21 protein-coding genes are annotated in these 24,958 nt (G+C 67.6%); 11 read left to right on the top strand and 10 right to left on the bottom strand.

Annotated elements, in window-relative coordinates:
• Positions 1-553 precede the first annotated feature (553 nt).
• Positions 554-2,251 (bottom strand): DNA repair protein RecN, encoded by a 1,698-nt coding sequence (gene recN, locus AC1DJ5_RS12795; protein ID WP_441454928.1) that lies wholly within the window; start codon positions 2,249-2,251, stop codon positions 554-556.
• Positions 2,252-2,350: 99 nt separating this feature from the next.
• On the bottom strand, positions 2,351-3,166 hold the full coding sequence (locus AC1DJ5_RS12790) for an outer membrane protein assembly factor BamD (protein WP_477020857.1): 816 nt from the start codon (positions 3,164-3,166) through the stop codon (positions 2,351-2,353).
• A 241-nt stretch (positions 3,167-3,407) separates the two neighbouring features.
• Here AC1DJ5_RS12790 and AC1DJ5_RS12785 point away from each other — a divergent pair, with 241 nt between their 5' ends.
• From AC1DJ5_RS12785 to ychF, 9 genes are all read left to right on the top strand, one after another.
• Entirely contained in the window at positions 3,408-4,343 is a 936-nt protein-coding gene (locus tag AC1DJ5_RS12785) for a ribose-phosphate pyrophosphokinase (protein ID WP_441454929.1), read from the top strand.
• Positions 4,344-4,436: 93 nt separating this feature from the next.
• Positions 4,437-5,450: a hypothetical protein gene (locus AC1DJ5_RS12780; protein ID WP_477020853.1), complete on the top strand. Its 1,014-nt coding sequence runs from the start codon at positions 4,437-4,439 to the stop codon at positions 5,448-5,450.
• A gap of 145 nt (positions 5,451-5,595) precedes the next feature.
• Positions 5,596-6,195 (top strand): 50S ribosomal protein L25/general stress protein Ctc, encoded by a 600-nt coding sequence (locus AC1DJ5_RS12775; protein ID WP_477020852.1) that lies wholly within the window; start codon positions 5,596-5,598, stop codon positions 6,193-6,195.
• 129 nt (positions 6,196-6,324) lie between these two features.
• Positions 6,325-6,942, top strand: coding sequence for an aminoacyl-tRNA hydrolase (gene pth / locus AC1DJ5_RS12770; RefSeq protein ID WP_477020851.1), 618 nt, complete (start codon positions 6,325-6,327; stop codon positions 6,940-6,942).
• Positions 6,943-7,255: 313 nt separating this feature from the next.
• Positions 7,256-7,612, top strand: a complete 357-nt coding sequence (locus tag AC1DJ5_RS12765) for a hypothetical protein (RefSeq protein ID WP_441454933.1) — start codon at positions 7,256-7,258, stop codon at positions 7,610-7,612.
• Between the two features lie 79 nt (positions 7,613-7,691).
• On the top strand, positions 7,692-9,761 hold the full coding sequence (locus tag AC1DJ5_RS12760; protein ID WP_477020850.1) for a TonB-dependent receptor family protein: 2,070 nt from the start codon (positions 7,692-7,694) through the stop codon (positions 9,759-9,761).
• A gap of 10 nt (positions 9,762-9,771) precedes the next feature.
• Positions 9,772-10,284, top strand: coding sequence for a YcnI family copper-binding membrane protein (locus AC1DJ5_RS12755; protein ID WP_441454935.1), 513 nt, complete (start codon positions 9,772-9,774; stop codon positions 10,282-10,284).
• A gap of 8 nt (positions 10,285-10,292) precedes the next feature.
• Positions 10,293-10,766 carry a copper chaperone PCu(A)C gene (locus AC1DJ5_RS12750; protein ID WP_477020849.1) on the top strand — a complete coding sequence of 158 codons (474 nt, stop codon included), beginning with the start codon at positions 10,293-10,295 and terminating at the stop codon, positions 10,764-10,766.
• Between the two features lie 213 nt (positions 10,767-10,979).
• A complete protein-coding gene (gene ychF / locus AC1DJ5_RS12745) occupies positions 10,980-12,077 on the top strand; it encodes a redox-regulated ATPase YchF (protein ID WP_477020848.1) in 1,098 nt (365 codons plus the stop codon).
• Between the two features lie 66 nt (positions 12,078-12,143).
• Here ychF and AC1DJ5_RS12740 read toward each other — a convergent pair whose 3' ends face one another.
• From AC1DJ5_RS12740 to petA, 5 genes are all read right to left on the bottom strand, one after another.
• On the bottom strand, positions 12,144-13,754 hold the full coding sequence (locus tag AC1DJ5_RS12740; RefSeq protein WP_477020847.1) for a M28 family peptidase: 1,611 nt from the start codon (positions 13,752-13,754) through the stop codon (positions 12,144-12,146).
• Positions 13,755-13,866: 112 nt separating this feature from the next.
• Positions 13,867-15,528, bottom strand: coding sequence for a M28 family metallopeptidase (locus AC1DJ5_RS12735; RefSeq protein WP_477020846.1), 1,662 nt, complete (start codon positions 15,526-15,528; stop codon positions 13,867-13,869).
• 143 nt (positions 15,529-15,671) lie between these two features.
• The gene (locus AC1DJ5_RS12730) at positions 15,672-16,547 is read right to left on the bottom strand and encodes a cytochrome c1 (RefSeq protein WP_441454940.1); all 876 of its coding nucleotides are present in this window, start codon (positions 16,545-16,547) and stop codon (positions 15,672-15,674) included.
• Between the two features lie 5 nt (positions 16,548-16,552).
• The gene (locus AC1DJ5_RS12725) at positions 16,553-17,851 is read right to left on the bottom strand and encodes a cytochrome b (RefSeq protein WP_441454941.1); all 1,299 of its coding nucleotides are present in this window, start codon (positions 17,849-17,851) and stop codon (positions 16,553-16,555) included.
• Positions 17,852-17,868: 17 nt separating this feature from the next.
• Positions 17,869-18,429 (bottom strand): ubiquinol-cytochrome c reductase iron-sulfur subunit, encoded by a 561-nt coding sequence (gene petA, locus AC1DJ5_RS12720; protein WP_441454942.1) that lies wholly within the window; start codon positions 18,427-18,429, stop codon positions 17,869-17,871.
• Positions 18,430-18,624: 195 nt separating this feature from the next.
• Between petA and AC1DJ5_RS12715 the strand changes: the two genes are divergently transcribed.
• Positions 18,625-19,080, top strand: coding sequence for a tRNA (cytidine(34)-2'-O)-methyltransferase (locus AC1DJ5_RS12715; RefSeq protein ID WP_477020845.1), 456 nt, complete (start codon positions 18,625-18,627; stop codon positions 19,078-19,080).
• 218 nt (positions 19,081-19,298) lie between these two features.
• On the opposite strand, the gene AC1DJ5_RS12710 is transcribed toward AC1DJ5_RS12715, so the two are convergent.
• A complete protein-coding gene (locus tag AC1DJ5_RS12710; protein ID WP_477020844.1) occupies positions 19,299-20,576 on the bottom strand; it encodes a dipeptidase in 1,278 nt (425 codons plus the stop codon).
• A gap of 178 nt (positions 20,577-20,754) precedes the next feature.
• On the opposite strand from AC1DJ5_RS12710, the gene hemF reads away from it, so the two are divergent.
• Positions 20,755-21,609, top strand: coding sequence for an oxygen-dependent coproporphyrinogen oxidase (gene hemF / locus AC1DJ5_RS12705; RefSeq protein ID WP_477020856.1), 855 nt, complete (start codon positions 20,755-20,757; stop codon positions 21,607-21,609).
• On the opposite strand, the gene AC1DJ5_RS12700 is transcribed toward hemF, so the two are convergent.
• Entirely contained in the window at positions 21,610-24,108 is a 2,499-nt protein-coding gene (locus AC1DJ5_RS12700; protein WP_477020843.1) for a hybrid sensor histidine kinase/response regulator, read from the bottom strand.
• A gap of 88 nt (positions 24,109-24,196) precedes the next feature.
• A complete protein-coding gene (locus tag AC1DJ5_RS12695) occupies positions 24,197-24,928 on the bottom strand; it encodes a type 1 glutamine amidotransferase (protein ID WP_477020842.1) in 732 nt (243 codons plus the stop codon).
• Positions 24,929-24,958: the final 30 nt, after the last annotated feature.

Below are 24,958 nucleotides of genomic sequence, written 5' to 3'. Positions count from 1 at the left end.
GATGGACGGGTCGAACGCCCCGTCGCTAGGCCCCAGCGGCGTCATGAATGGAGTGTGGTCTATCGCCCTTCGGGCTACTTGAGACCACGATAGGAAGAAGCGCGTTCGCGCCTGCTTCGTCTCTCACTCCTGAACCGCCCGCCTGATCCATCGCCGCCTTCCGCTGGGTGCTCCCTTGCCCGGCGCGCGCGATGGAGGGCGAACGGTCCGACAAGACCCCCGTTCTCTCCGCTCCCGCCGCCGCTTCGGTTCGCCGGCCAAGCGAGCCCTCCCTTGCGACGGGACAGGGAAAGCATGGCGCAGTTGGCGGGTGGGGCGAGGTGATGGGGGCTGGCGGCGTTCAATCCCTTGCGGGGTGCGGGATTGGAGAGCGCCATTACGAAGGCGGGCGCGTTTTCCTTCTCCCCTTGCGGGAGAAGGTGGCGGCCGAAGGCTGACGGATGAGGGGTTGCGCCGCGCTTTGATCGTCGGCTTTCGTCCGCTGTTGCGAGACCCCTCATCCGACCTCGCTCCGCTCGGCCACCTTCTCCCGCAAGGGGAGAAGGGAAAGGCCCTAGCCGATCAGCACCCGCGCCGCCGCCCGCGCTTCATCGGTGATTTCGGCGCCGGAGAGCATGCGGGCGATTTCTTCCTGACGGGGATGGGTTTCGAGGACGTCGATGGAGGTGCGGGTGTGGCCCTCCACATCAGCCTTGCGGACCTTCCAGTGGGCATGGCCGCGTGAGGCGACCTGGGGGCTGTGGGTCACGACCAGGACCTGGGCGCCGTTGGACAGGCGTTGCAGGCGCGAGCCGACGGCCTCGGCCACGGCGCCGCCGACGCCCTGATCGACCTCGTCGAAGATCATGACCGGCTGGCGTTGGTCCTCGCGGCTGGCCAGGGCCGCCTTCATGGCCAGGGCGAAGCGGGCCAGTTCGCCGCCCGAGGCCACGGTGTCCAGCGGGCCGAACGGCGTGCCGGCGTTGGTGGCGACCTCGAAGCGAATCGTCTCGACGCCCAGAGGTCCGCGACGGCCCTCGATGGGGTCCAGGGTCACGCGGAAACGGGCGCGGTCCAGCTTCAGCGGGCCAAGCTCGCCCATGACCGCACCAGTCAGGCGGTCGCCCGCCGCCTCGCGCGCCGAAGTCAGCAGCATGGCGGCCACGTCATAGGCCTCGATCGCCACGGCCACGTCGCGGCGGGCGTTGGTCAGGGCCTCGGCCCCGTCCTCGATCAGACGCAGTTGTTCGCGCAGACGCACCCGCAGCGCCGGCAGGGCGTCGACCGTGGTGTTCAGCTTGCGGGCCGCGGCGCGCAGGCTGAACAGCCGCTCCTCGGCCTTGTCCAGACGGCCTGGCTCGAAGTCGAAGGCGTCGGCGGCGGCGTCCACGGCCGCGACGGCCTCGGTCGCCTCGACCAGGGCGCGGTCCACGGCTTCTGCGGCCAGACCCAGTTTGATGATGATGAGGTTGTCGCCCTCGGCGCCCGCCTGAACGGCCCGCTGGCGGGCGTGCTCGACGGCGCGCAGAGCCGAGGCCAGACGCTGGCTCAGCTTGTCCCCGCCCAACAGGTTTCGCGCGTCGGCCAGATCAGCCACGGCCTTTTCCGAGGCGCCCAGGATGGCGCGTTCGCCGGCCAGTTCGGTTTCTTCGTCGGGCTGGGGGTCCAGGGCGTCGAGATCGGACAGATTGAGCGCGATCTCCTCGGCCTTGGCGGCGGCTTCGGCGGCGGAGGCTTCCAGTTCGTCCAGGCGGCCTTGCGCGGCCTTCAGGCGCTCAGCGGCGGCGGCAACGCCCGACAGTTGGGGCTGCAGGCCGCCGTAGTTATCCAGCAAAGCGCGGTGGGTCTTCCAGTCCAGCAGGCCGACCGTCTCGTGCTGGCCGTGCACCTCCACCAGCAGGGCGCCGATCTCGCGCAGCGCCGTCACGCCCGCCGGTTGGTCGTTGACGTAGGCCCGGCTGCGGCCGTCGGCCGAGACGACGCGGCGCAGGATCAGTTCCTCGCCCGGCGCGACTTCGAAGCCCCGCTCGGCCAACAGGTCGATCACGGCGGCGTCGTCGGGCGCGGTGAAGACGGCGGTGGCGACGGCCTGCTTGGCGCCCGAGCGCACCAGCCCCGCGTCGCCGCGCGCGCCCAGGGCCAGGCCCAGGGCGTCGAGAATGATGGACTTGCCGGCCCCGGTCTCGCCGGTCAGCACGGTCAGTCCCTCGCCGACCTCGAGGTCGAGGGCGTCGACGAGGACGACGTCACGGATCGAGAGAGTGGTCAGCATGGGCCAGCTTGATTCGACTTTACGTCCCACTCTAGCCAGAAACAGAAGGGGAACGCAGCGTCTTTCCGCATCAAGCCCAGCCGATCAGTCCCGGGAGGCTCAGGCCCCGCCGGGAATGAGGCGCTGCAGCCAGCTTTCGCGCCTGGCCTCGGGCTGAACGTCCGGTCGGTGTCCGCGCTCGGTCAGCAAGGCGTAGGCCTCGGCGTACCAGGGGCTGCCCGGATAGTTGAAGCCCAGGACGGCGGCGTTACGCGTCGCCTCTTCCGTCAGACCCAGGGCGAGGTTCACCTCGACCAGACGGTACAGGGCTTCCGGCGCATGCGAACTGCGCTGGAAGGCTTCGTTGTTGATCACGGTCTTGTAGCGGTTCAGCGCGGCCAGCGGCTGATTGGCGCGCTGGTAAAAGCGGCCGACGGTCATTTCCTTGCCGGCCAACTGGTCGTTGACCATGTCGATCTTGACGCGGGCGTCGGTGGCGTAGGGCGTGTTGGGATAGCGGCGCACCACGTCGCGCAGACCGGCCAGGGCCGCCTCAGCATAGGCCTGATCGCGGCCCACATCGACGATCTGCTCGAAGTTGCAGATGGCGCGCATGTAGAAGGCGTAGGCCGCCGACGGATTGCCGGGGAACAGGGCGATGAAGCGATCAGCCGCCGCGATGGCGTCCTGATAATTGTTGTTCTGATAATAGGCGTAGACCTGCATCAGGATCGCCCGGCGCGACCATTCCGAATAGGGGTGCTGACGCTCGACCTCCTGGAAATAGTCGACCGCGTCGGTCCAGCGCTTGGACTGCAGGCGCTGATAGCCGGTGTTGTAGAGCAGCTCGACCGGGCGCTCTTCATAGGCCAGCTTCTGGCGCGGCTTGGTCCCGGCGCAGGCGGAAACCGTCAGGGCAGCGACGGCGACCGTCATGAGGATCAGGCCGGAACGGGACTTCGAAGCGGGCAAGGGCGACCTCTCAAGATGCCTTGGTCACAGCGCACCCCCGGTGCGCCGCTTTCGTTGGGGCGATCTCTATACCAGCCGAGGCGACCAAGCCAATGCAGCGAAATCCATCATGACGGGTTGCTGCAGACAGATCCGCTGCTAAAGAGCGCGTCCAGAAACGTATGCGCTCATTGGCGCAGCGATGACGGCAAAAGGATGACCGGTAATGAAGCTGCTCTCTGGCAATTCGAACCGGACGCTGTCCCAGGCCATCGCCACCCACCTCGACATGCCGCTGACCAAGGCCCAGGTGAAACGATTCGCCGATAACGAGGTTTTCGCCGTCATCGAAGAGAATGTCCGCGGCGAGGACGTCTTCATCATCCAGTCGACCTCCTATCCGGCCAACGACAACCTGATGGAGCTGCTGATCATGACCGACGCCCTGGTGCGGGCGTCGGCGCGCCGGATCACGGCGGTCATGCCCTACTTCGGCTATGCGCGTCAGGACCGGAAGACCGGCGGCCGCACGCCGATTTCGGCCAAGCTGGTGGCCAATCTGATCACTCGCGCCGGCGCCGACCGGGTGCTGACGATGGACCTGCACGCCGGTCAGATTCAGGGCTTCTTCGACATCCCGACCGACAATCTGGTCGCCACCCCCGTGCTGGCCCAGGACATTCGCGAACACTATCCGCGCGGCGACGACCTGATGATCGTCTCGCCCGACGTCGGCGGCGTGGTGCGCGCCCGCTCGCTGGCCAAGCGGCTCGACGCCGACCTGGCCATTGTCGACAAGCGCCGCCCCAAGGCGGGCGAGAGCGAAGTCATGAACATCATCGGCGATGTTGAAGGCCGCCGCTGCATCCTGTTCGACGACATCGTCGATTCGGGCGGCACCCTGGTGAACGCCGCCAAGGCGCTGATCGACCGCGGCGCGACCGAGGTCTCGGCCTATATCAGCCACGGCGTCCTGTCGGGTCCTGCCGTCCAGCGCGTGACCGACGGCCCGCTGAAGGAACTGGTGATCACCGATTCCATCGAACAGCCTGACGAAGTTTTGAAGTGCCAGAAAATCCGCACCGTTTCCGTCGCGCCCTTGATTGGCGAGGCCATTCGCCGGATCGCCAACGAAGAGTCCGTATCCAAGCTCTTCGATTAACCTTCGAATAACCATTCGCTCCACGATATAAGCGCCATCAGTTCCTGGGGCGCCTCGCCGTGTCCCGCGTCCAATACGTAGGGAAGTTCGCCGATGTCCCAGGCCTTTCTGAGCCGCGGTCTGTCCGTCGCCGCTGTCGCCGCCGCCGTGGTTCTGGCCAGTTGCTCGACGCCCGCGCCGGAGGTTCCGCCTCCGCCCCCGGTCGTCACGCCGACGCCGCCCGTCGCGCTCAATGAAGGCGTGGCGCAGGCCGCCTCCGTCTATGTCGCCTTCGTGCGCGAGGTCGGCAGCATCAAGGCGGGATTCCCCGACGCCGAATCGATTCAGGCCGCCATCCGCAAGGGCGCGGCCTATGAGCCGGGCCAGTTGTCGCGCGGCATGATCGCCTATGGTTCGATCCTGGCGCTGCAGTCGCCCGAGTATGTCGCCGGCGTGCGCCAGTTCGCGGCCGATCCGGCCCAGCGTCAGCAGATGATCGCCCGAATCGTCGCCGATCCCGCCTATGCCGCCACCCTGCCCGGCGCCGACGCCGCAGCCGGCCTGATCGCCTCGACCATGGGCAAGGACATCGCCGCCCTGACCGCCATCGCCGAGGCCGTCGAGGGCGACGCCTATACGATCCAGGAACGCCGCGACCCGCGCCGCCGCTGGGCCGTCACCCCCATCCCGCATCGCGAAGTCCGACTGGAAGGCGCCAAGAGCCTGTCGGTGGCCCAACTCCCTTCGGCCGAGGAAAGCGCGCGCCTGTTCGCCGCCGCCAACAGCGGCTCGGGCCTGAGCCTGACCCCGGCGCAGCGCGGAGCCCCCTTCACCCCGGCCGTGGTCAACTCCCTGGCCATCGCCGCCCTGGCCGCCCTGGGCGCGGCGGGCGACGACGCCAAGGCCAACACCGACGCCCTGGCGACCGAATCGAACAACGAGTTCTGCCTGAACATGTCCAAGCTGATGCTGTTCCAGTGCCTGGCGGCGTCGCGCCCCAGCTATGAGGACATGTTCTGCACCGGCCGACACATCGTGCGCGACCTGGCGACCTGCACGGCCCAGTACACGGGCCCGACGCAGACGCTCGCGGCGTCGAATTCGGCGCCGAGCAGCGCCAATAACTGACGCCAAGGCGGGCGGATCGGACCGGGGCGGTTGCGTCCCTCCCCTGTTCCGTGTAATAGCCCGCCCTCTTGAATTCGAGGGTTCATGACCCCGCCGCGCGGGCCCCGGTTGGCGCGGCGTATCTGTTGTTGTTGAGGCGAGCCCCATGGCCGAGATCATTCTGAACGTTGACGTCCGTGAAGGCGCAGGCACCGGCAGCGCACGCGCTGTTCGTCGCTCGGGCGCCGTGCCCGGCATCCTGTACGGTGGCGACAAGGCCCCCGTCTCGATCTCGGTGAACGAGAAGGACTTCCGCAAGTCCCTCTACACCGGCAAGCTGCTGGGCCACCTGGTGACCCTGAAGTACGGCGAAGAGACCCAGCCGGTCATCGCCAAGACGGTCCAGTTCGACCCCGTGTCGGACCGCCCGCTGCACTTCGACCTGATGCGCGTCGACGCGAGCGCTCCGGTCAAGATCGAGATCGCCGTTCACTTCAAGAACGCCGACGAAGCGCCGTTCACCCGCGCCGGCGGCATGCTGGAAATCATCCGCCACTCGGTCGAAATCCTGGTCGCCGCCGATCAGATCCCGAACGAGCTGGTCGTCGACCTGAAGGGCCGCGAAACCGGCGAAAACATCCGCATGTCGGACATCGTCCTGCCCAAGGGCGCGACGACTGTCATCGACCGCGACTTCATGATCGCCACGATCAAGGCCTCGTCGGCTGCTCAGTCGGAAGCCGGCGACACGACGGTCGAAGCCTAAGAGGCATTCTTTCCCTATCGCTTCGCGCGCGGCGCGAAGCTGCTTTAGGGAAGACGCCAAAAGTTCAGCCCCGCCCGGTTCGCCGGCGCGGGGCTTTTCTTTGCCCGGAGCACAGGGCAAGAGGTCCGCATGATCATCATCGCCGGGCTCGGTAATCCGGGCGCCAAATACGAAAAGAACCGCCACAACATCGGCTTCATGGCCGTGGACGAGATCGCGCGCCGCTGGCGCTTCGGTCCCGAGCGGGCCAAGTTCCAGTCCATCGTCAGCGAGGGCGAGGTCGATAGCGCCAACGGCCCGGTCAAGGTTCTGCTGATGAAACCGCAGACCTATATGAACGAGAGCGGCCGCGCGGTCGGCGAGGCGGCGCGCTTCTACAAGATCAAGCCCAGCGAGATCATCGTCTTCCATGACGAGATCGACCTAGCCCCCGGCCGCTTCCGCATGAAAACCGGCGGCGGCGCGGCGGGCCAGAACGGCATCCGCAGCCTGATCAGCCATCTGGGCGCCGACTTCCGGCGCGGCCGCATGGGCATCGGACATCCGGGCGAGAGCCACCTGGTCATGCCGCACGTCCTGGGCGACTTCCACAAGGCCGAGAAGCCCTGGCTGGACGCCCTGCTGGCCGCCTGCGCCGACGCCCTGCCCTTCGCCGCCGCTGGCGACGACGAACGCTATCAGGGCGAGGTCATGCGCCTGGCCCCCGCGCCCAAATTCAGCCCCCGTCAGGCCGCGCGGGGGGAATAACGCAAGGCGCAGTTCTCCCTCCCCTTCATGGGGAGGGTGGTCGCGAAGCGATCGGATGGGGAGGGCGTGGCGATACACGCCGCGTCTGACTTGATAAGCGCCCCCACCCGTCTTCGGCCTGACGGCCTCAGCCACCCTCCCCATAAAGGGGAGGGAGAATCGCGCGCCTCCTGCTTTCCTCCCCATGACATGGGGGGCAGACGCAAACATCAGCCGTCGCGTCGGGCGCGCGCGGCGCTCCGTCGCTCTAGCTTCACGCGGGGGGAAGGGTTAAGCCCCGGCCGTGACCCGGTCCCAGAGTGAAAACTGGTCGATGACGCGCTCGCTGGCCTTCCTGGCCGCGACGTTCGCCATCGTGATCGGAACCCTGCTGCCGTTCGCGGCGCTGGCGGCCTCGGTTCCGGGCCAGCCCATCGTCATCTGCTCGGCCGAAGGGCCCCAGACGATCCAGGTCGGCGGCGTCGACGGCCCCGTCAGCAAACACGTCGGAGCCAAATGCGCGGCCTGCGTCATGCCCCTGCTGGCCGCCCTGCCCGCACCGCCCGCCCCGACGCCCGCCCCGGTCGTCCGCACGGTCGAGCCCGTCGCCTATGCGCCCTTCCGCGTCAGCCCCCCGCCTCCGGCCCGCGCCCCGCCGCGCCCGCCGTCGACCGCCCCTCCCCACGCCTGAAAACCAGAAACCTCTGCCCCTCGCGCGCGTCCAATGACGACGCCCGCGATCGCACCTCTGTTTTCAGGACTGCTTTCCCATGTCTTTCAAGACCACCGCGGCGCCGTACGCGCTGCTGATCGGCGCCTGCGTGGCGCCGAGCCTGGCCTTCGCCGCTGACCGGCCCGAAGCTGACGGTCCCGTCACCGTCGTCGACAGCATCATCGTCACCGGCCGTCGCAACGCCGAAGACCCCGCCGTCGTGGCCGAGGCGCGCGACCGCCTCAGCCGCACCCCCGGCGCCGTCGCCGTCGTCTCGGCCGAGAGCTACGCCGACCGCTTCGCCCAGGGCTTCGCCGACACCCTGCGCAACGTCCCTGGCGTCCTGGCCCAGAAGCGTTACGGCGAGGAAAGCCGCCTCTCCATTCGCGGCTCGGGCGTGGCCCAGGGCTTCCACCAACGCGGCGTCCTGTTCGCCCAGGACGGCGTGCCCTTCGCCGACGCCGACGGCTTCTCCGACTTTCAGGGCGTGGACGCCCTGAGCGCCCGCTACATCGAGGTGTGGAAGGGGGCGAACACCCTGCGCTTTGGCGGGGCACAGCTGGGCGGGGCGATCAACCTGGTCACGCCGACCGGCCGCACGGCCTTGCACGACAACGTCCTGCAACTCGAGAACGGCAGCTACGACACGTATCGGGTGCACGCCGAGCTGGCGCGCGAGCACGGCGACTGGGACGTCTTCGCCGCCGTCTCGGGCATGAAGACCGACGGCTATCGCCAGCAGAGCGACCAGTCGCAGGGCCGTCTGACCCTCAACGTTGGTCGCGCCTTCGGTCAGGACCGCGAGGTGCGCCTGATCGCCCAGGCCGCCGACATCCAGCAGTCGGTTCCCGGTTCCCTGACGCTGAAGCAGGCGCTGGAAACCCCGCGCATGGCTCCGGCCAACAACATCCTCAACGACAACGCCCGCGACCAGACGCTGAAGCGGCTGACGCTGCAGACCCGCTGGCGGCTGACCGACGCCACCCTGTTCGAAGGCGCCATCTGGGGCTGGGAGAAGTCGCTCTATCACCCGATCTTTCAGGTCGTGGATCAGGAGAGCCGGACCAGGGGCGCCTTTGGCCGCATCGACTGGACGGGGCAGGTCGCGGGCCTGCGCGCCGACGCCTTCTACGGCTTCAGCTGGCGGGACGGCGATCTGGACGCCCTGCGCTACGTCAATGTCGGCGGCAAGCGCGGGGCGCTGACCGCCAACGGCCTGCAACAGGCCACGGGGCTGGACGTCTTCGCCGAGGGGCGGCTGTTCGTCACCGACCGGCTGGCGCTGGTCGCGGGCGGTTCCTGGGGCCGGGCCACGCGCGACTATGCCGACCGGCTGAACCCGACCAACGACGACAGCGTCGACTACGACTGGTTCTCGCCCCGTCTGGGTCTGTTGTGGGAGGCGGCGGACGGATCGCAGGTCTTCGCCAATGTCACGCGCTCGGTCGAGCCCCCGGCCTATGGCGCCCTGGTGCAGGCGCAGACCGGTTTCACCCCGGTCGAGGTTCAGGACGCCTGGACCGCCGAGATCGGCACGCGCGGCAGACGCGGCCCCTTCGCCTGGGATGTCACCGCCTATCGCAGCCAGATCGACGGCGAGATCCTCAACTTCATCGTCGGGCCGGACATTCCCGCCGCCACCTTCAACGCCGACCGGACCATCCATCAGGGGGTCGAGGCCGGTCTGGACTGGCGTTTGCCGTTCGAGATCGCGGACGGCTCGCTGCTGCTGCGCCAGACCTATACCTGGAGCGACTTCCGCTTCGACGGCGACGCGCGCTGGGGCGACAACCGCCTGCCGGTCGTGCCTCAGCATCAGTACCGGGCCGAGCTGACCTGGCGGCATCTGTCAGGCCTTTTCGTCACCCCCTCGGTCGAGTGGCGGATCAGCCAGCCCTTCGTCGACTACGCCAACACCATGCAGGCGCCCGATTACGCCCTGCTGGGTCTGGCGGCGGGCTTTGACGTCCGGGAAGGCCTGTCGGTCTTCATCGACGCCCGAAACCTGACCGACGAGCGTTACGTCGGCGAGTTCTCGGCCGTAACCGACGCCCGCACGGCCTCCACCAGCGTCTTCTTCCCCGGCGAAGGCCGGTCCGTTTTCGTCGGCCTGCGACTGGCCTATTGAGGAGAAAGCGATGAACCCGATCAAACGCCTTTCCGCCCTGACGGCGACACTGGTCGCAGTCCTGCCGCCAATGACGGCCTCGGCCCACGTGGTCCTGACCGAGCGTCAGGCCGCAGCCGGCGCCTATCACGCCGCGAGCTTCCGCATCGGCCACGGCTGCGGCGAGGCGGCGACCACGGCCGTCACCGTGCGCCTGCCCGACGCCGTGCCCACGGCGCGTCCCCAGCCCAAGCCGAGCTGGAGCATCAGCTTCGGGCGCGAACCCGTCGATCCGCCGCTATCCGATCACGGCAAGCCGCTGACGGAGCGCATCCGCACCGTGACCTGGACCGGCGTCCTGCCGCCGGACCAGTTCGATGACTTCGCCCTGCTGATGGCCCTGCCGTCGACGCCGGGCGATCTGGCGTTTGCCGTGACCCAGACCTGCGGCGACCAGTCGGTCGCCTGGGACGGCGCCGACGCCGCCCATCCCGCCCCTGTCCTCACTCTCCTGCCGGCGACGTCCGGCGCCCATCAGCACTGAGACCAAGCATGAAACATCTTCTCGCCGCCCTTCCCCTGCTCGCCCTGACCGCCTGCGGCCAGCCTGCGGAAAAGCCAGCTGAGACCTCCGTCGCCGCGCCCGGAACCGTCACGGTCGCCGACGCCTGGTGCCGGCCGACGCCGAACGGGGCCAAGGTCGGCGGCTGCTACGCCACCCTGACAGCGGGCTCCGACGACCGGCTGGTCAGCGTCTCGACGGCTATGGCCCAGTCGGCCCAGGTCCACGAGATGAAGACCGAAAACGGCGTCATGAGCATGGGCCACCTGCCCGACGGCCTGCCCCTGCCCGCCGGTCAGAAGGTCGAGCTGAAACCGGGCGGAACCCACATCATGCTGATGGGCCTGCGCGATCCGCTGGTCGACGGCGGCATCGCCTCCTTCACCCTGACCTTTGAGAAGGCGCCCCCCATCGGCGTCCATGCAGCGGTGAAGCAGCCGCCGGTGGTCGATTCCGAGGAGTAAGACGCCAAGCGACTTTCCTCCCCACGCGTGGGGAGGGGGACCACGAAGTGGTGGAGGGGGCGGCGCTGACGTCAGCCGTCGAGTCGCCCCCTCCGTCACGTCGGCTTCGCCGCCGCGCCACCTCCCCATGAAATGGGGAGGAAAGCTCGATATGCGCCCGCACCTGACAAACCACCCCGAACCCGCTAAAGGCTCGCGCTCACGAGGAACACCATGGCTCTTAAAGTCGCGATCGTCGGCCTGCCCAATGTCGGCAAGTCCACCCTGTTCAACGCCCTGACCAAGACGGCGGCGGCTCAGGCCGCCAACTATCCGTTCTGCACCATCGAGCCGAACACCGGCGACGTGGCGGTCCCGGAGCCGCGCCTGGAGGTGCTGGCCAGCATCGCCGGGTCCAAGGAGATCATCCCCTCGCGGATCACCTTCGTGGACATCGCCGGCCTGGTGCGCGGCGCGTCCAAGGGCGAGGGCCTGGGCAACCAGTTCCTGGCCAATATCCGCGACTGCGACGCCGTGGCCTTCGTCGCCCGCTGCTTCGTCGATGACGACATCACCCACGTCGAGAACCGCATCGACCCCATTTCGGACCTCGAGATCATCGAGACCGAACTGATGCTGGCCGACCTCGAAAGCCTCGAGAAGCGGGTCGTCAACGTCGAGAAGAAGGCCAAGGGCGGCGACAAGGACGCCCAGCAGACGCTGAAGCTGATCAATCTGGCCCTGACGCCCCTGCGCGCCGGCAAGCCGGCCCGCGTGGCGCAGGTGGACAAGGAAGACGAGAAGGCGTGGCACATGCTGCAGCTTCTGACCTCCCTGCCCGCCCTCTACGTTTCGAACGTGGACGAGGCCTCGGCCGACAAGGGCAACGACCTGTCCGACCTGGTGGCCAAGCGCGCCGCCGAGGACAACGCCAACTCGGTGGTCATCTCGGCCCAGATCGAGTCGGAAATCGCCGTCCTGGACGACGAGGAGCAAAAGGAGTTCCTCGAGACCCTGGGTCTGGAAGAGCCCGGCCTGAACCGCCTGATCCGCGAGGCCTACAAACTGCTGGGCCTGCAGACCTACTTCACAGTCGGCCCCAAGGAAGCCCGCGCCTGGACCATCCCTGTCGGCGCCACCGGCCCGCAAGCCGCCGGCGTGATCCACACCGACTTCGAAAAGGGCTACATCCGCGCCGAAACCATCGCCTTCGACGACTTCGTGACGCTGAAGGGCGAAACGGGCGCCAAGGAAGCCGGCAAGATGCGCGCCGAGGGCAAGGCCTACGTCGTCAAGGACGGCGATGTCATGCACTTCCTGTTCAACAACTAGGGCTTCACCGCCTCAGCTGCGAACTGCTGCAAGGCCGCCCCTCGGGCGGCCTTGCTTGCGTTTGGGCTACTTGCGCGCGGCGTCGCTGGTCGCCCGCACCTGGCCGAACTCGGAGGTCGGCTTCCACGTCGGCCATTCGTGGCTGTTGGCCAGTTGCAGACCCAGTCGGTACAGCAGGGTCAGGTTATCGACCGCCGAGCGCAGATCCCAGTCGGCGGACCATTCGTCGCTGGGCTTGTGGTAGTCGGCGGCGAACTTGGCCTTCCACGCCGCCAGACCGGCCTCCTTGCCGCCGTCGACCCAGTCCACGCCGTGCCACGGCATCAGGGCCGGCACGCCCGAACGGGCGAAGGGGAAGTGGTCGGAGCGGTAGTAGAAGCCCTGCTCCGGCTGGCCGTCGTCGGAGACGTAGCGGCCTTCCTTCGCGGCCAGGGCCTGAAGGTCGTCCTCAAGACTGTTCTGACCCCTGCCGAAGATCGGCACGTCGCGGGTCGGTCCCGACAGCGGCAGCATGTCGATGTTGATGTCGGCCACCGTCGTTTCCAGCGGATAGACCGGATCGGCGGCATAGGCGTAGGCGCCCAGCAGGCCCATTTCCTCGGCGGCCATGTGGGCGAAGACGATGGTGCGGTCGGGCGCGGGCGCCGCCTTCAGCTGACGCGCCATCTCCAGCACGCCGATGGTGCCCGAGGCGTTGTCCCAGGCGCCGTTAAAGATCTTGTCGTCGCCCGCCGCGTGCTCGTTGACACCGACGTGGTCCCAGTGGGCCGAATAGACGATGGTCTCGTTCGGACGCTTGGCGCCGGGGATCTTGGCCAGCAGATTGTGGGTGCGCAGGGTGTCGATGGTCTCGGCCGTCTCGACCGACAAGGTCAGACCCGGCAAAGCGAAGGCGCGAAAATCGCCCGTGCCGAGCCGCGCCGCCAGTTCAGCCATGCCCAGACCCAGGGCCTTGGCCGTGTCGGCGTTGATCGCGCCCGAAAACTCCAGGTCCGCGGCGCCCGGCGTCAGGGTGCGGGTGCGGCCATTGCCCTGCGCCATACGGGTCCACGCAGCGTCGTTCGCGGTCGCCTTTGACACGGTGATGACGCCCAGCGCGCCCCGGCGCTTGGCCTCGTCCGCCTTGTAGGCGGCGGACTGGTAGTTGGTCGCATAGGGGCCGTTGAACAGGTCGCCGTCGGGCTCTCCGCCCATGACGATGACCACCTTGCCCGCCACGTCGAGGCCGCCGTAGTCGTCCCAGCCGCGCTCGGGCGCATGGATGCCGAAGCCGGCGAAGACCAGACCCGCGTTGGCGATGGCCGCCTTGCCGTCATTGCTGACCGCCCGCAGGGTGATGTCGGTTCCCGGCGTCAGGGCATGGACCTGACCGTCCGCGCCGGTCCAACTGGCCTTGGCGGCGTCAGGGACGGGGGTGTAGCGCTTCAGGTCGATGTCCTGCAGCCACTGGCCGTTGGGGCCGCCGGGCGCCATGCCCATGGCTTCGTATTGGGCTTGCAGCCAGTCCAGCGTCTTCTTCTCGCCGTCCGTGCCGGGATAGCGGCCCTGGAAGTCGTCGGCGCTGATGGTGCGGATTTCGTCCGACAGGCGCTGGGCCGAAAAGTCCTGGGCCGCCGCCGCGCCGGCGGCAAGCAGAAGGGCTGTGGCGGCGACGCCGCTGATGAACCGACAATGCATGGTGACTCCCTCGCCCTCCCCCGGGGCGTTTCGCGCAAAGTAATAGGGCGGCCTCTCGCGAGACCGCCCCTTACATTTTTGTCATGTTCCGCGAAGGCCGAACAGACCCCGCCTATTTGCGACGCGCGTCGCTGACCGTGCGGGCCGGGCCAAACTCCGAACCGGGCTTCCACTGCGGCCAGTCGCGGCTGTTGGCCAGGGCCTCACCGGCCTGGAAGACGACCTCCAGATCCTGGATCATGCCGCGATAGTCCCAGTTCGGCTCCCACGCGTCGGCGGCCTGATGATAGCGATTGGCGCGGTATTCGGCGGCGGCGGCCAGGCGCGGCGCGATCGGCTCATCGACATAGTCGCCCGTCGAGGACAGATAGCCCATCGGCACGCCGCGCTTGGCCAGCGGGAAGTGGTCCGAGCGGAAATAGATGCCCGCGCCGGCGTTGGCGTCGCCCTGGAAGCCTCGGCCCTGCGCCGCCGCCAGGGCGATGACCCGCTCGTCCAGATCGGACTGGCCGTAACCCGTGACGCCCAGCTTGCTCATCCGCCCCAGGACGTTGGTGGCGTCCAGATTGAAGCCAGCCACCGTCGTCTCCAGCGGATACAGCGGATTGGCGGCGTAGTATTCCGACCCCAGCAGGCCGCTTTCCTCGCCGGTGAAGCTGATCATCACGATGGTGCGCTCGGGGCGCGGTCCGGCCGCCCACTGACGCGCCAGTTCCAGCAGGCCCGCCGTGCCCGAGGCGTTGTCCACGGCGCCGTTGAAGATGCGGTCGCCGTTGGCGTCCGGCTCGCCCATGCCGATGTGGTCCCAGTGGCCGGTGTAGAGGATGGTCTCGCCCGGGTGGGTCGTGCCTTCCAGCTTGGCCACGACGTTGTGGGTCGTGATGCGATCGGTCTTGACGTCGAACTTGGCGTCGATAGTGGCGCCGGCCAGCTCGACCGGCTGGAAGTCGCGGCTGCGGGCCTTGATCTTCTCCTGCTCGAAATCGAGCCCAGCATGGCGGAACAGGTCGACGGCCACGTCGCGCTGGATCCAGGCCTCCATCGGCACGCGCTCGGCCGAGGGGTTCTGACGCACGATGTCGAACTGCGGCACGGCCCAGGAGTTGGCCACCGTGGTCCAGCCATAGGAGGCGGGCTTGGTTTCGTGGACGATCAGCACGCCCGCCGCGCCTTGGCGGGCGGCTTCCTCGTACTTGTAGGTCCAGCGCCCGTAGTAGGTCATGGCCTGGCCGCCGAAGGTGTTCAGCGACGGGTCCTCGAAATCGGCGTCGTTGACCAGGACGACGATGACCTTGCCGCGCACGTCGGTCTTGAAGTCGTTCCACTGACGCTCGGGCGCGTTGATGCCGTAGCCGACGAAGACCAGCGGCTTGCCGCGCAGGTCGACGCCGTTGCCGGGCAGCCGCGTAGTGATCGTGGCCTGCTGGCCCTGGGTCAGGCTTTGCGACCAGCCGCCGACCTTGATCTGGCCGCTGACGTTGGAGACGGTGAAACGGTTCAGCGCCACCGACTGGGTCCAGCCGCCGTTCTCGCCGCCCGGTGCGAAGCCCGCCGCCGCATACTGACGGCTCAGGTAATCGATGACCTTGGTTTCAGCCGGGGTGGCGATGCCGCGGCCCTCGAAGCTGTCGTCGGCCAGGACCTTGATGTCGTTCGAGATGCGCGCCGCCTCGAACCGGGGAGCGAACGGCGCATTCGCGTTCTCACCGGGGGTGGCGCAGGCCGCAAGCGAAGCGGCGAAAATCAGGACGGCGGCGGACGACATCAAACGCATGGCGGCAAAACCCCTCGACGATACAGAGGCCGGAACCGTAGAGGCCGAAATCGCCAGTGTCGATGCGGGCGCCCCCGCGTCCAGGCATGAAAAAACCCGCCGGATCGCTCCGGCGGGTCATCTCGTCTCGAATGGGTTTCGCCTTAGTGGGCGACGCCCTTCCAGATGCGGCGGTAGCTGGCGTAGGTGATCCCTGCGAACAGCAGCAGGAAGATGATCACGCCGAAGCCCATCTGCTTGCGCTCGGTCGCCTTGGGCTCGGACGTCCAGGCGATGAAGGCGGCGACGTCCTTGGCCATCTGGTCGACGGTGGCCTTGGTGCCGTCGTCATAGGTGACCTGGCCGTTTTGGAGCGGCGCGGGCATGGCGATGAAGCCGCCCGGGGGAACGTGTCCCTTGCCTTTCCAGAACGGGGTCAGGTCGCCCGCCATATAGGGGTTGTAGTGCTGGTTCGACGCCATCTCCAGGCCGGCCGGCGGGGTCCCATAGCCCGACAGCAGCGAGTAGATGTAGTTGGCGCCGTCGTGACGGGCCTTGGCCATGACCGACAGGTCGGGCGGAGCCGCCCCGCCGTTGGCCGCAGCCGCCGCCGTGGCGTTCGGATAGGGCGCCGGGAATTTGTCAGCGGTGGTGGCGTTGCGCATCAGCGCCTCGCCCGTTTCGCTGTCGATGTCCGCGACCTGCAGTTCCTTGGCCAGGGCCTTCACGACCGGGTTGTCGTTCGGGTTCGGATATTCCGGGTTCCAGAACGGGCCGTGCTTGTCGCCCAGGTTGCGGAAATGCATCAGGTTCATGCTGTGGCAGGACGAGCAGACCTCGCGATAGACCTTGTAGCCGCGCTGCAGTTGGCCCTGATCGTAGGTGCCGAACGGCCCTTCGAAGCTGAAGCCGCCGTCGCGCGGATGCTTGGCCCCGCCCGAGGCCATCGCCGGAGCGGCGATGGCGACCAGACCGACAGCGGCCGTCAGGGAAACCAGGATCTTGCGGAAGGACACGGTTTTCTTCTCGTTGGAAATCATCGCGCTCAGCCCTTCTGCTCGGCGTTCGCGGCCAGAACCGGCTCCGAGATCGTCGCCGGAACCGGCAACGGCTTCTCGCGCAGGCCGAGGACCGGCATCAGCACCAGGAAGAAGATGAAGTAGTAGGCCGTCAGCAGACGCGTCAGCCACAGGTACGAGTTCAGCTGGCCGTCAAACAGAGTGAAGCTGGGCATGCCCGGGATCACTTGCGCGTCCGGCAGCTGACCACCGCACCAGCCGAGGCCGAAGCACACGAACAGGAAGATGATGAAGCAGGTGCGCATCGTCGGACGGTAGCGCATCGAGCGCACCTTGGACGTGTCCAGCCAGGGCAGGACGAACAGCACGCCGATGGCGCCGAACATGGCCACCACGCCGCCGAACTTGTCGGGGATGGCGCGCAGGATCGCGTAGAACGGCAGCATGTACCATTCGGGAACGATGTGGGCCGGAGTCTGCAGCGGGTTAGCCGGGATGTAGTTGTCGGCGTGGCCCAGGGCGTCCGGCTGATAGAAGACGAAGACCGCGAACATGATCAGGAAGAGGATGATCGCGAAGCCGTCCTTGACCGTGAAGTACGGGTGGAAGGGCAGCATGTCCTTCTTCTCGCGGTCCTTCGGGATCAGGATGCCGACCGGGTTGTTCTGACCGGCGGCGTGCAGGGCCCAGAGGTGCAGCACGACGCAGCCGGCGATGACGAACGGCAGCAGGTAGTGCAGCGAGAAGAAGCGGTTCAGCGTGGCGTTGTCGATCGCCGGACCGCCGCGCAGCCAGATCAGGATCGGCTCGCCGATGACCGGAATGGCGCCGATCAGGTTGGTGATGACCTCAGCGCCCCAGAAGGACATCTGGCCCCAGGGCAGGACGTAGCCCAGGAAGGCGGTGGCGATCATCAGGAAGAAGATCACGCAGCCGATGATCCAGATCATCTCGCGCGGCGCCTTGTAGGAGCCGTAATAGAGGCCGCGCAGCATGTGCAGATAGACGGCGATGAAGAACATCGACGCGCCGTTGGCGTGCACATAGCGGATCAGCCAGCCGCCGTTGACGTCGCGCATGATGCGCTCGACCGACTCGAAGGCCAGGGCCGTGTTCGGCGTGTAGTGCATGGCCAGCACGATGCCGGTGATGATCTGAGTCATCAGGCACAGGGCCAGAATGCCGCCGAAGGTCCACCAGTAGTTCAGGTTCCGGGGGGTCGGCAGGTTTGCGTAGTCCATGCCGAAGCGGATGATCGGCAGGCGGGTGTCCATCCACCGCTCAATCGCGGTCTTGGGGACGTATGTGGATTCGTGATCGCTCATGGGTCCTCGGTCCGTCCTCAGCCGATTTTGACGCGGGTGTCGGACATATAGTCGTAGGCCGGCACCACCAGGTTCTTCGGCGCCGGTCCCTTACGGATACGGCCCGAGGCGTCGTAGTGCGAGCCGTGGCAGGGGCAGAACCAGCCGCCGTAATCGCCCGAACCGAACGTCGGAACGCAGCCCAGGTGGGTGCACGAGCCGATGACGACGAGATATTGCTCGTGGCCCGGCTTGGTCCGCTCGGCGTCCGTCTGCGGATCCTTCAGATCCGGAGAATGATCGTCGGCGATGACGCGCTTCAGCTCGGCCGGCGTGCGGTAGCGCACGAAGACCGGCTTGCCCTGCCACTTGATGACGACCTGCTGGCCTTCCTGAACCTTGGTCAGATCGAATTCGATCGACGCCAGGGCCAGGGTATCGGCGGCGGGGTTCATCTGGTTGATCAGCGGCCAGGCCACCATCACGCCCGCACCGACCGCGGCGGCGCCGGCGGCGATGTGGATGAAGTCGCGGCGGGTGGCGTCACCGCCCCCGTGTTGGCCATCAGGCCCTTCAGCAGTCACGACCGATTCGGCCACGCGTCTCACCTCTGCAGTCCCGATCGCCCGTCCCGGGAGTGGGATGGCCGTCGGCATGATCGTCCTGCGGAACGGTCGTTATGCCCTGCGGTCCTCGACTTGCGGTCCATCCGCGCAAGGTGCTGACGCAACTTGCGAAACAGTCGCAACAAAGACCGCGACAAGACCCCGCCCCGCGCGTATGAGGGCCTTAGAATGCGTCTCGCCCTTTTTCAACCTGACATCCCGCAGAATGTGGGCGCCTGTATCCGTCAGAGCGCTTGTTTCGGCGTGGAATTGCACGTGATCGAGCCCGTCGGCTTCCGTTTCGACGACCGCGCCATGAAGCGCGCGGCGCTGGACTATGGTCCGCTCAGCCATATGACCCGCCACGATGACTGGGACGCCTTCCTGCGTGATCGCGGCCCCGGTCGGCTGGTCCTGTTCACGACCAGGGGGGCCACGCCCCTGACCGACTTCGAATTCCGGCCCGACGACATCCTTCTTTTCGGCAAGGAAAGCGCCGGCGCCCCCGACTATGTCCACGAAGCCGCCGACGCTCGAGTCTTCATCCCCATCCGTGCGGAAACCCGCTCGCTGAACCTGTCGGTCAGCGCGGGGATCGCCCTATGGGAAGGGCTGCGTCAGACGGGCGGGTTGCCGAGCCGCTAGGTTTCCTTCTCCCCTTGCGGGGGAAGGTGGCAGGCGAAGCCTGACGGATGAGGGGTGTCGCTGCCCTCAAACTTTAGCCGCCACGGCAGTCGTCGCGTCTCGCAATCAACCCGATCCTCGGGTCAAGCCCGAGGATGACGATAGAGCGGGAGCGAGACCCCTCATCCGACCTCGCTCCGCTCGCCCACCTTCTCCCGCAAGGGGAGAAGGACCTTCGATCACTCCGGAGCGCCGTCGTTCGGCAGTTGCGCCAGGTTGGGCCGCTCGCCGCGCTTAGCTGTCGCCGCCCGTTCGACCCCGTGCATCGTGTGCAGCAGGTTTTCGCCCGCGATCTTGCGGATGTCGGCCTCCGACCAGCCGCGACGCATCAGTTCGGCCAGGATACGCGGATAGGCGTCCACCCCCTCGACCCCGACCGGCAGGCTGTCGACGCCGTCGAAATCGCCGCCCAGGCCGACATGATCGATCCCCGCCACATCGCGGACGTGCTGAATGTGGGCCACGACGTCGTCGATCGAGGCCTGGGGCGCCGGGTTGGCGGCGGTCCAGGCGTCCATGCCCGCCTTCACCGCATCGGGATCCCCGGGGTTCAGGGCGGTGAGCCGCGACATCTCGGCCGAACGCGCGGCGCCGGAAGCGCGCACCGCCTCGCTGATGAAGCCCGGCACGAAGGTCACCATGACGATGCCGCCGTTGGCCGGCATCATACGCAGGACCGCGTCAGGCACGTTGCGCGGATGGGCCGTCACGGCCCGCGCCGACGAGTGCGAGAAGATCACCGGGGCCGTCGACACGCGAATGGCGTCCAGCATCGTGTCCTCGGACACGTGGCTCAGATCCACCATCATACCCAGACGGTTCATCTCCTTGACCACCTGCTCGCCGAAGGGCGACAGCCCGCCCCACTTCGGCGCGTCGGTGGCGCTGTCGGCCCAGGTGGTGGTCTTGGAGTGGGTCAGCGTCATGTAGCGGGCCCCCGAATCATAGAACTCGCGCAGCAGGCCCAGCGAATCGTCGATCGAATAGCCGCCCTCCATCCCGATCAGGCTGGCGATCTTTCCGGCCTTGTGGATGCGGGCGATGTCGTCGGCGGTGGTCGCGATCTCGAACACCGAGGGATAGGCGGCGGCGATGCGCTTGACCGTGTCGATCTGTTCGAACGTGGCCTTGGCCGCCTCGACCGGTTCCAGGCTGGCGGGGACATAGACGGACCAGAACTGAGCCCCCACGCCGCCGGCGCGCAGACGCGGAATGTCGGTGTGCAGACGGGTCGTCGCCTCCAGATTGGTCGTCAGATCAACGCGATAGGGGTCGTTCCCAAACCCCTGACGCAGGGCCCAGGGCAGGTCGTTGTGGCCGTCGACCAGGGGGGTGCGGCGCAGGATCTGAAGCACCCGCTCCTGCCCTGCGGCATCATTGCTGCCTTGCGACTGGGCCAGGGCGGGTCCGGCCAGGACGGCGAGCGAAACGGCGGCGAGCAAGGCGGTGCGGATCATGGGGTCCCCTCAAAACTGTTGCGGCCACGCTGGCACAGGCGGCGCGGCATGGGAACCGGGTCTGATCTGGATCAAGGCCGTCTTTCGTCCCGGCGGGCATGAAGCGCTCACCCCGGACTGTTCACAAAGGCCGCCCGTCATGGTTGAAGCCCTGATGATCCAAGAGACCCCCACCCTGATGGTCGAACATCGCGAGCGCGCCCGCGTCTGGTTCGAGACCCTGCGCGATCAGATTCACGCCGGTTTCGAGGCCCTGGAAGACGCCGCCCCCGCCGATCTCTTCCCCGGCGAGCCCGGCCGCTTCGTGCGCACGCCCTGGGACCGCAAGGAGGGCGGCGGCGGCGTCATGGGGATGATGCACGGCCGCCTGTTCGAAAAGGTCGGCGTCCACTGCTCGACCGTCCACGGGACCTTCCCCGCCGACTACGCGAAGAATGTGCCCGGCGCCGAGGAAGACCCGCGCTTCTTCGCCACCGGCATCAGCCTGATCTGCCACCCGGTCAGCCCGCGCGTGCCGGCCGTACACATGAACACGCGCCTGATCTCGACCACCAAGACCTGGTTCGGCGGCGGCGGCGACCTGACCCCCGTGCTGGACGCGGATCGCCGTCAGGACCACCCGGACACAGAAGCCTTCCACGCCGCCATGCAGGGGGTCTGCGACTCCTACGACCCGGCCTGGCACGCCAAGTACAAGCAGTGGTGCGACGAGTACTTCTTCCTGCCGCACCGCAACGAGCCGCGCGGCACCGGCGGCATCTTCTACGACCACCACGACAGCGGCGACTGGGAACGCGACTTCGCCTTCACCCAGGACGTCGGCAAGGCCTTCCTCGAGGTCTATTCGAAGATCGTCGCGGGCCGCATGACCGAGGCCTGGACGCCCGAGGAGCGCGAGGAACAACTGATCCGGCGCGGTCGCTACGTCGAGTTCAACCTGCTCTACGACCGCGGCACCATGTTCGGGCTGAAGACCGGCGGCAACGTCGAGTCGATCCTCAGCTCCATGCCGCCCGTGGTGAAATGGCCGTAATCAGGCGACTTTCGACCGCTCGCTGAGCGCCATCACGCGCGCGATCCCGTCAAACAGGGCGGCCAGGGTCAGCGGCTTGGTCAGATGGCCGTCCGCGCCCGCCGCCCGCCCCGCCTCGACATGTTCGGCCATGGCGTTGGCGGTCAGCATCAGGATCGGCGTCGGCGTACGGGCGTTCTGCGCCTCGAAGGCGCGGATGGCGGCGGTGGCGGTCAGACCGTCCATCACCGGCATCTGCATGTCCATCAGCACCAGATCGAAATCGCCGCGGGTGAAGACATCCAGCGCCGCACGGCCGTCCTCGACCGCCACCAGATCCATCGCCGTCGCCGACAGCATGACCTCGATCACCTTGCGGTTGGCGGGATGATCGTCGGCCAGAAGCACGCGCAGCGGGCGGGTCCGGACATCGGCTGCGGGCGCGGCTTCTTTTGCAGCGCCCTCCGCGCCGACGGCCGGCGGCAGGGGGATTTCGAACCAGAAGGCGGCGCCCTGCCCCGGCGTGCTCTCGCATTCCAGCGCGCCGCCCATCAGAGTCGCCAGTTCGCGCGAAATCGCCAGCCCCAGCCCCGTGCCGCCGAACCGGCGGGTGATCGAGCCGTCCGCCTGCTGGAAGCGGCCAAAGATGCGGGCCTTCTGCTCGGCGTCGAAGCCCACGCCGCTATCCCGGATCGTGAAGCGGACACGGCCTTCTTCGCTGGGCTCGACCTTCAGGGCCACTTCGCCCTCGGTCGTGAACTTCAGGGCGTTGCTGACCAGATTGGTCAGGATCTGGCGGACGCGCACGGCGTCGCCCACGACCTCGGCGTGAAGTGAGGGGTGGACATCGGCGACCAGGGCCACGCCCTTCTCCCCGGCCGGCACGCGCCATAGAGCGATCACATCATGGACCGTGCGCCCCAGATGGAACGGGGCCTGCTCGATCGTCACCTGGCCGGACTCGATCCGGGCGGTGTCCAGAATGTCCGACAGCAATCGCTCAAGCGTCACGCCGGACGAGCGGATGACGTCGGCCATCTCGCGTTCTTCGGGCGCCAGATCGCGCTGGCCCAGGGCGTCGGCCATCGCCACCACCCCGTTCAGCGGGGTGCGAATCTCGTGGCTCATGTTGGCCAGGAACTCGCCCTTGGCGCGGTTGGCGTCCTCGGCGCGGCGACGGGCGCTGCGAAGCTGTTTCGCCTGCCGCCATTGCCAGGTCAGAGTGGCCAGCGCCGACAGCATGAAGAGGACGCCGATGCCGACGATCCAGTTCTGCCAGTGGATCACCGTCTGCTGCAGTTCGGTGTTGGCGCGGGCGGTCTCTAGCTGACGTCGGCGCTCAGCGAGTTGTTCCTGCATGTCGCCCGTGACCTGGCGGATGCCCGAACTGAAGCGCTGCGCGGCCTGGACCTCGCGGTCGCGCTCATAGGCACGCAACACCTCGTAGGCCTCGGACGCTCGCCCGCTGGCGAACAGCAGTTCGGCCTGAACCAGGGCGACCTGGGAATCGACCCCGCTCTCGATATCCAACCGCCGCAGCGTTTCGAGATCCCGACGGGCGGCGTCCAGTTGGCCTGTGCGCGCCCGGGCGACCGCCCGCAGCGGCAGCACGTCCCGCGCCAGAAAGGCGGCGACGCCCAGTCGTTCGCCATAGGGCTCAAGGCAGGCCAGAACCTCGCGCGGTTCCTGACGAGCGTCGGCCACGGCGGCGCAAAGGCTGGCGTCATAGACCGACAGGCTTTCCAGCCCGGCCCGCTGCGCCAGGCGATGGTGAGCGGCGTAATAGCGTTGCGCGCTCTTCAGATCACCCACCTGCACCGCCATCTTGGTCAGGTTGTAGAGGCTGTCGAAATCCGGCCTTGGATAGTCGGGATTGGAATAGTCGATCTCGAAGCGCCGGAAGGCCATGGCCGCGCCGACCACGTCGTTCAGCTTCATCAGCCCCATGCCGGTCACTTCCCACAGGCCCGCGTGCGCCGTTTGGGAGAAGGGGTCGTTGTCGGGGATATCGGCTTCCGCCAGGGTCAGCAGCCTGAGCCCCTCCCCGACGCGGTCTTGATCCACCAAGGTCAGGGCGGCGAGGCGAGCCGCGTGGGCCTTCACGAACCAGTCGTCGGTCGTCTCGGCGATACGATGCAGTTCGGCGTCGACCGTCAGATCACCCCGGTCATAGCGCGCCGTCAGCGTGTTCAGGTGGGCGATCTGGACATAGCGGTCATCGTGCTGCGCCTTCGCCTTCTGCTCCAGCCGCCCGTTCCAGACCGCCGCGCGCTCGAATTCGCCCTGATTCAGGAGGGTCCAAGTCACATGATAGAGACGGTTCAGTCCCTCGCGGTCATGGCGTTTGAGCGCATCCTGGCCGAACGCTTCCAACTCGGCGAAATTCGTCCTGGCCGCGCGCTGTTCCAGCGCCTGCGCCAGATCCACGACCGAGCGCACCTGCGGCGCGGCGTCGACCGTCGCCGTTCCGCTGAACAACAATGCGACGGCCGCGATGCACGCGACTTTGAGTGAAGGCATGACGTTTCCAGACTGACCGCCCCAGCCTTGCACGTCATAGGTTGAACAAGGTTTAGCGCCGTCCGATGAAATCGGGCGTTCGCCTCGATCAGATGCCGCTGCCCTCGCCCTCCAGCGGCGGCGGCGTCAGCAACAGATAGGCGCGGATCCAGGCTGTCAGCACCGCCCGGTCGTTCGGCCCTTCGAGGCTCAGGAGCGCTTCGTCCGCCAGATCGTGCGGGATGCGATGGCCGCGCCGCCCTTCCACCAGGGCGGCGGCGTAGGCGGGCTGGAACTCCGGGTGGCACTGGAAGCTGAGGGCGTCCTCGCCCCAGGCCAGACCCGCATAGGGCGTGAAGGGGCTAGAGGCGATCACGCGGGCGTCGCTCGGCGCCTCGACCACCTGATCCTGATGGGAAACCGGGATGGCGATGGACGCCGCGCGGGGGTGCATCCAGGGCTCGCGGCTGACCACGTCGTAGCGGTGCAGGCCGACGCCCCAGCCCTTGTGCGACTTCTCGACCTTGCCGCCGAAGGCGTGGGCCAGGACCTGATGGCCGAAGCAGATGCCCAGCAGCCGCGTCCGCCCCCGCGCCGCCCTCAGCCAATCGACCAGGGGCGAGATCCACGGCAGGTCGTCATAAACCCCCGCCGCCGAGCCGGTGACGATCGCGCCGGTGAAGATCGACGGGTCCTCCGGCAGATGCCCGGCCTGCACGTCGAACCGCACCGTCGGCACGTTCTCGCCCAGCAGGGCCCGAAAGCGCGCGGGATAGTCGTCGAAGGTGTCGCGCAGATGCTCGGGCGGATGGCCGGTCTCGAGAATGGCGATACGGGTCATGTTCGGCGTTTTCCAGCGAGGAGAAGAAAG

The organism is Brevundimonas sp. 01N35, assembly GCF_056399785.1.
Note: the sequence above shows the minus strand (reverse complement) of the source record. Positions and strands in the feature narration are given on the sequence as shown.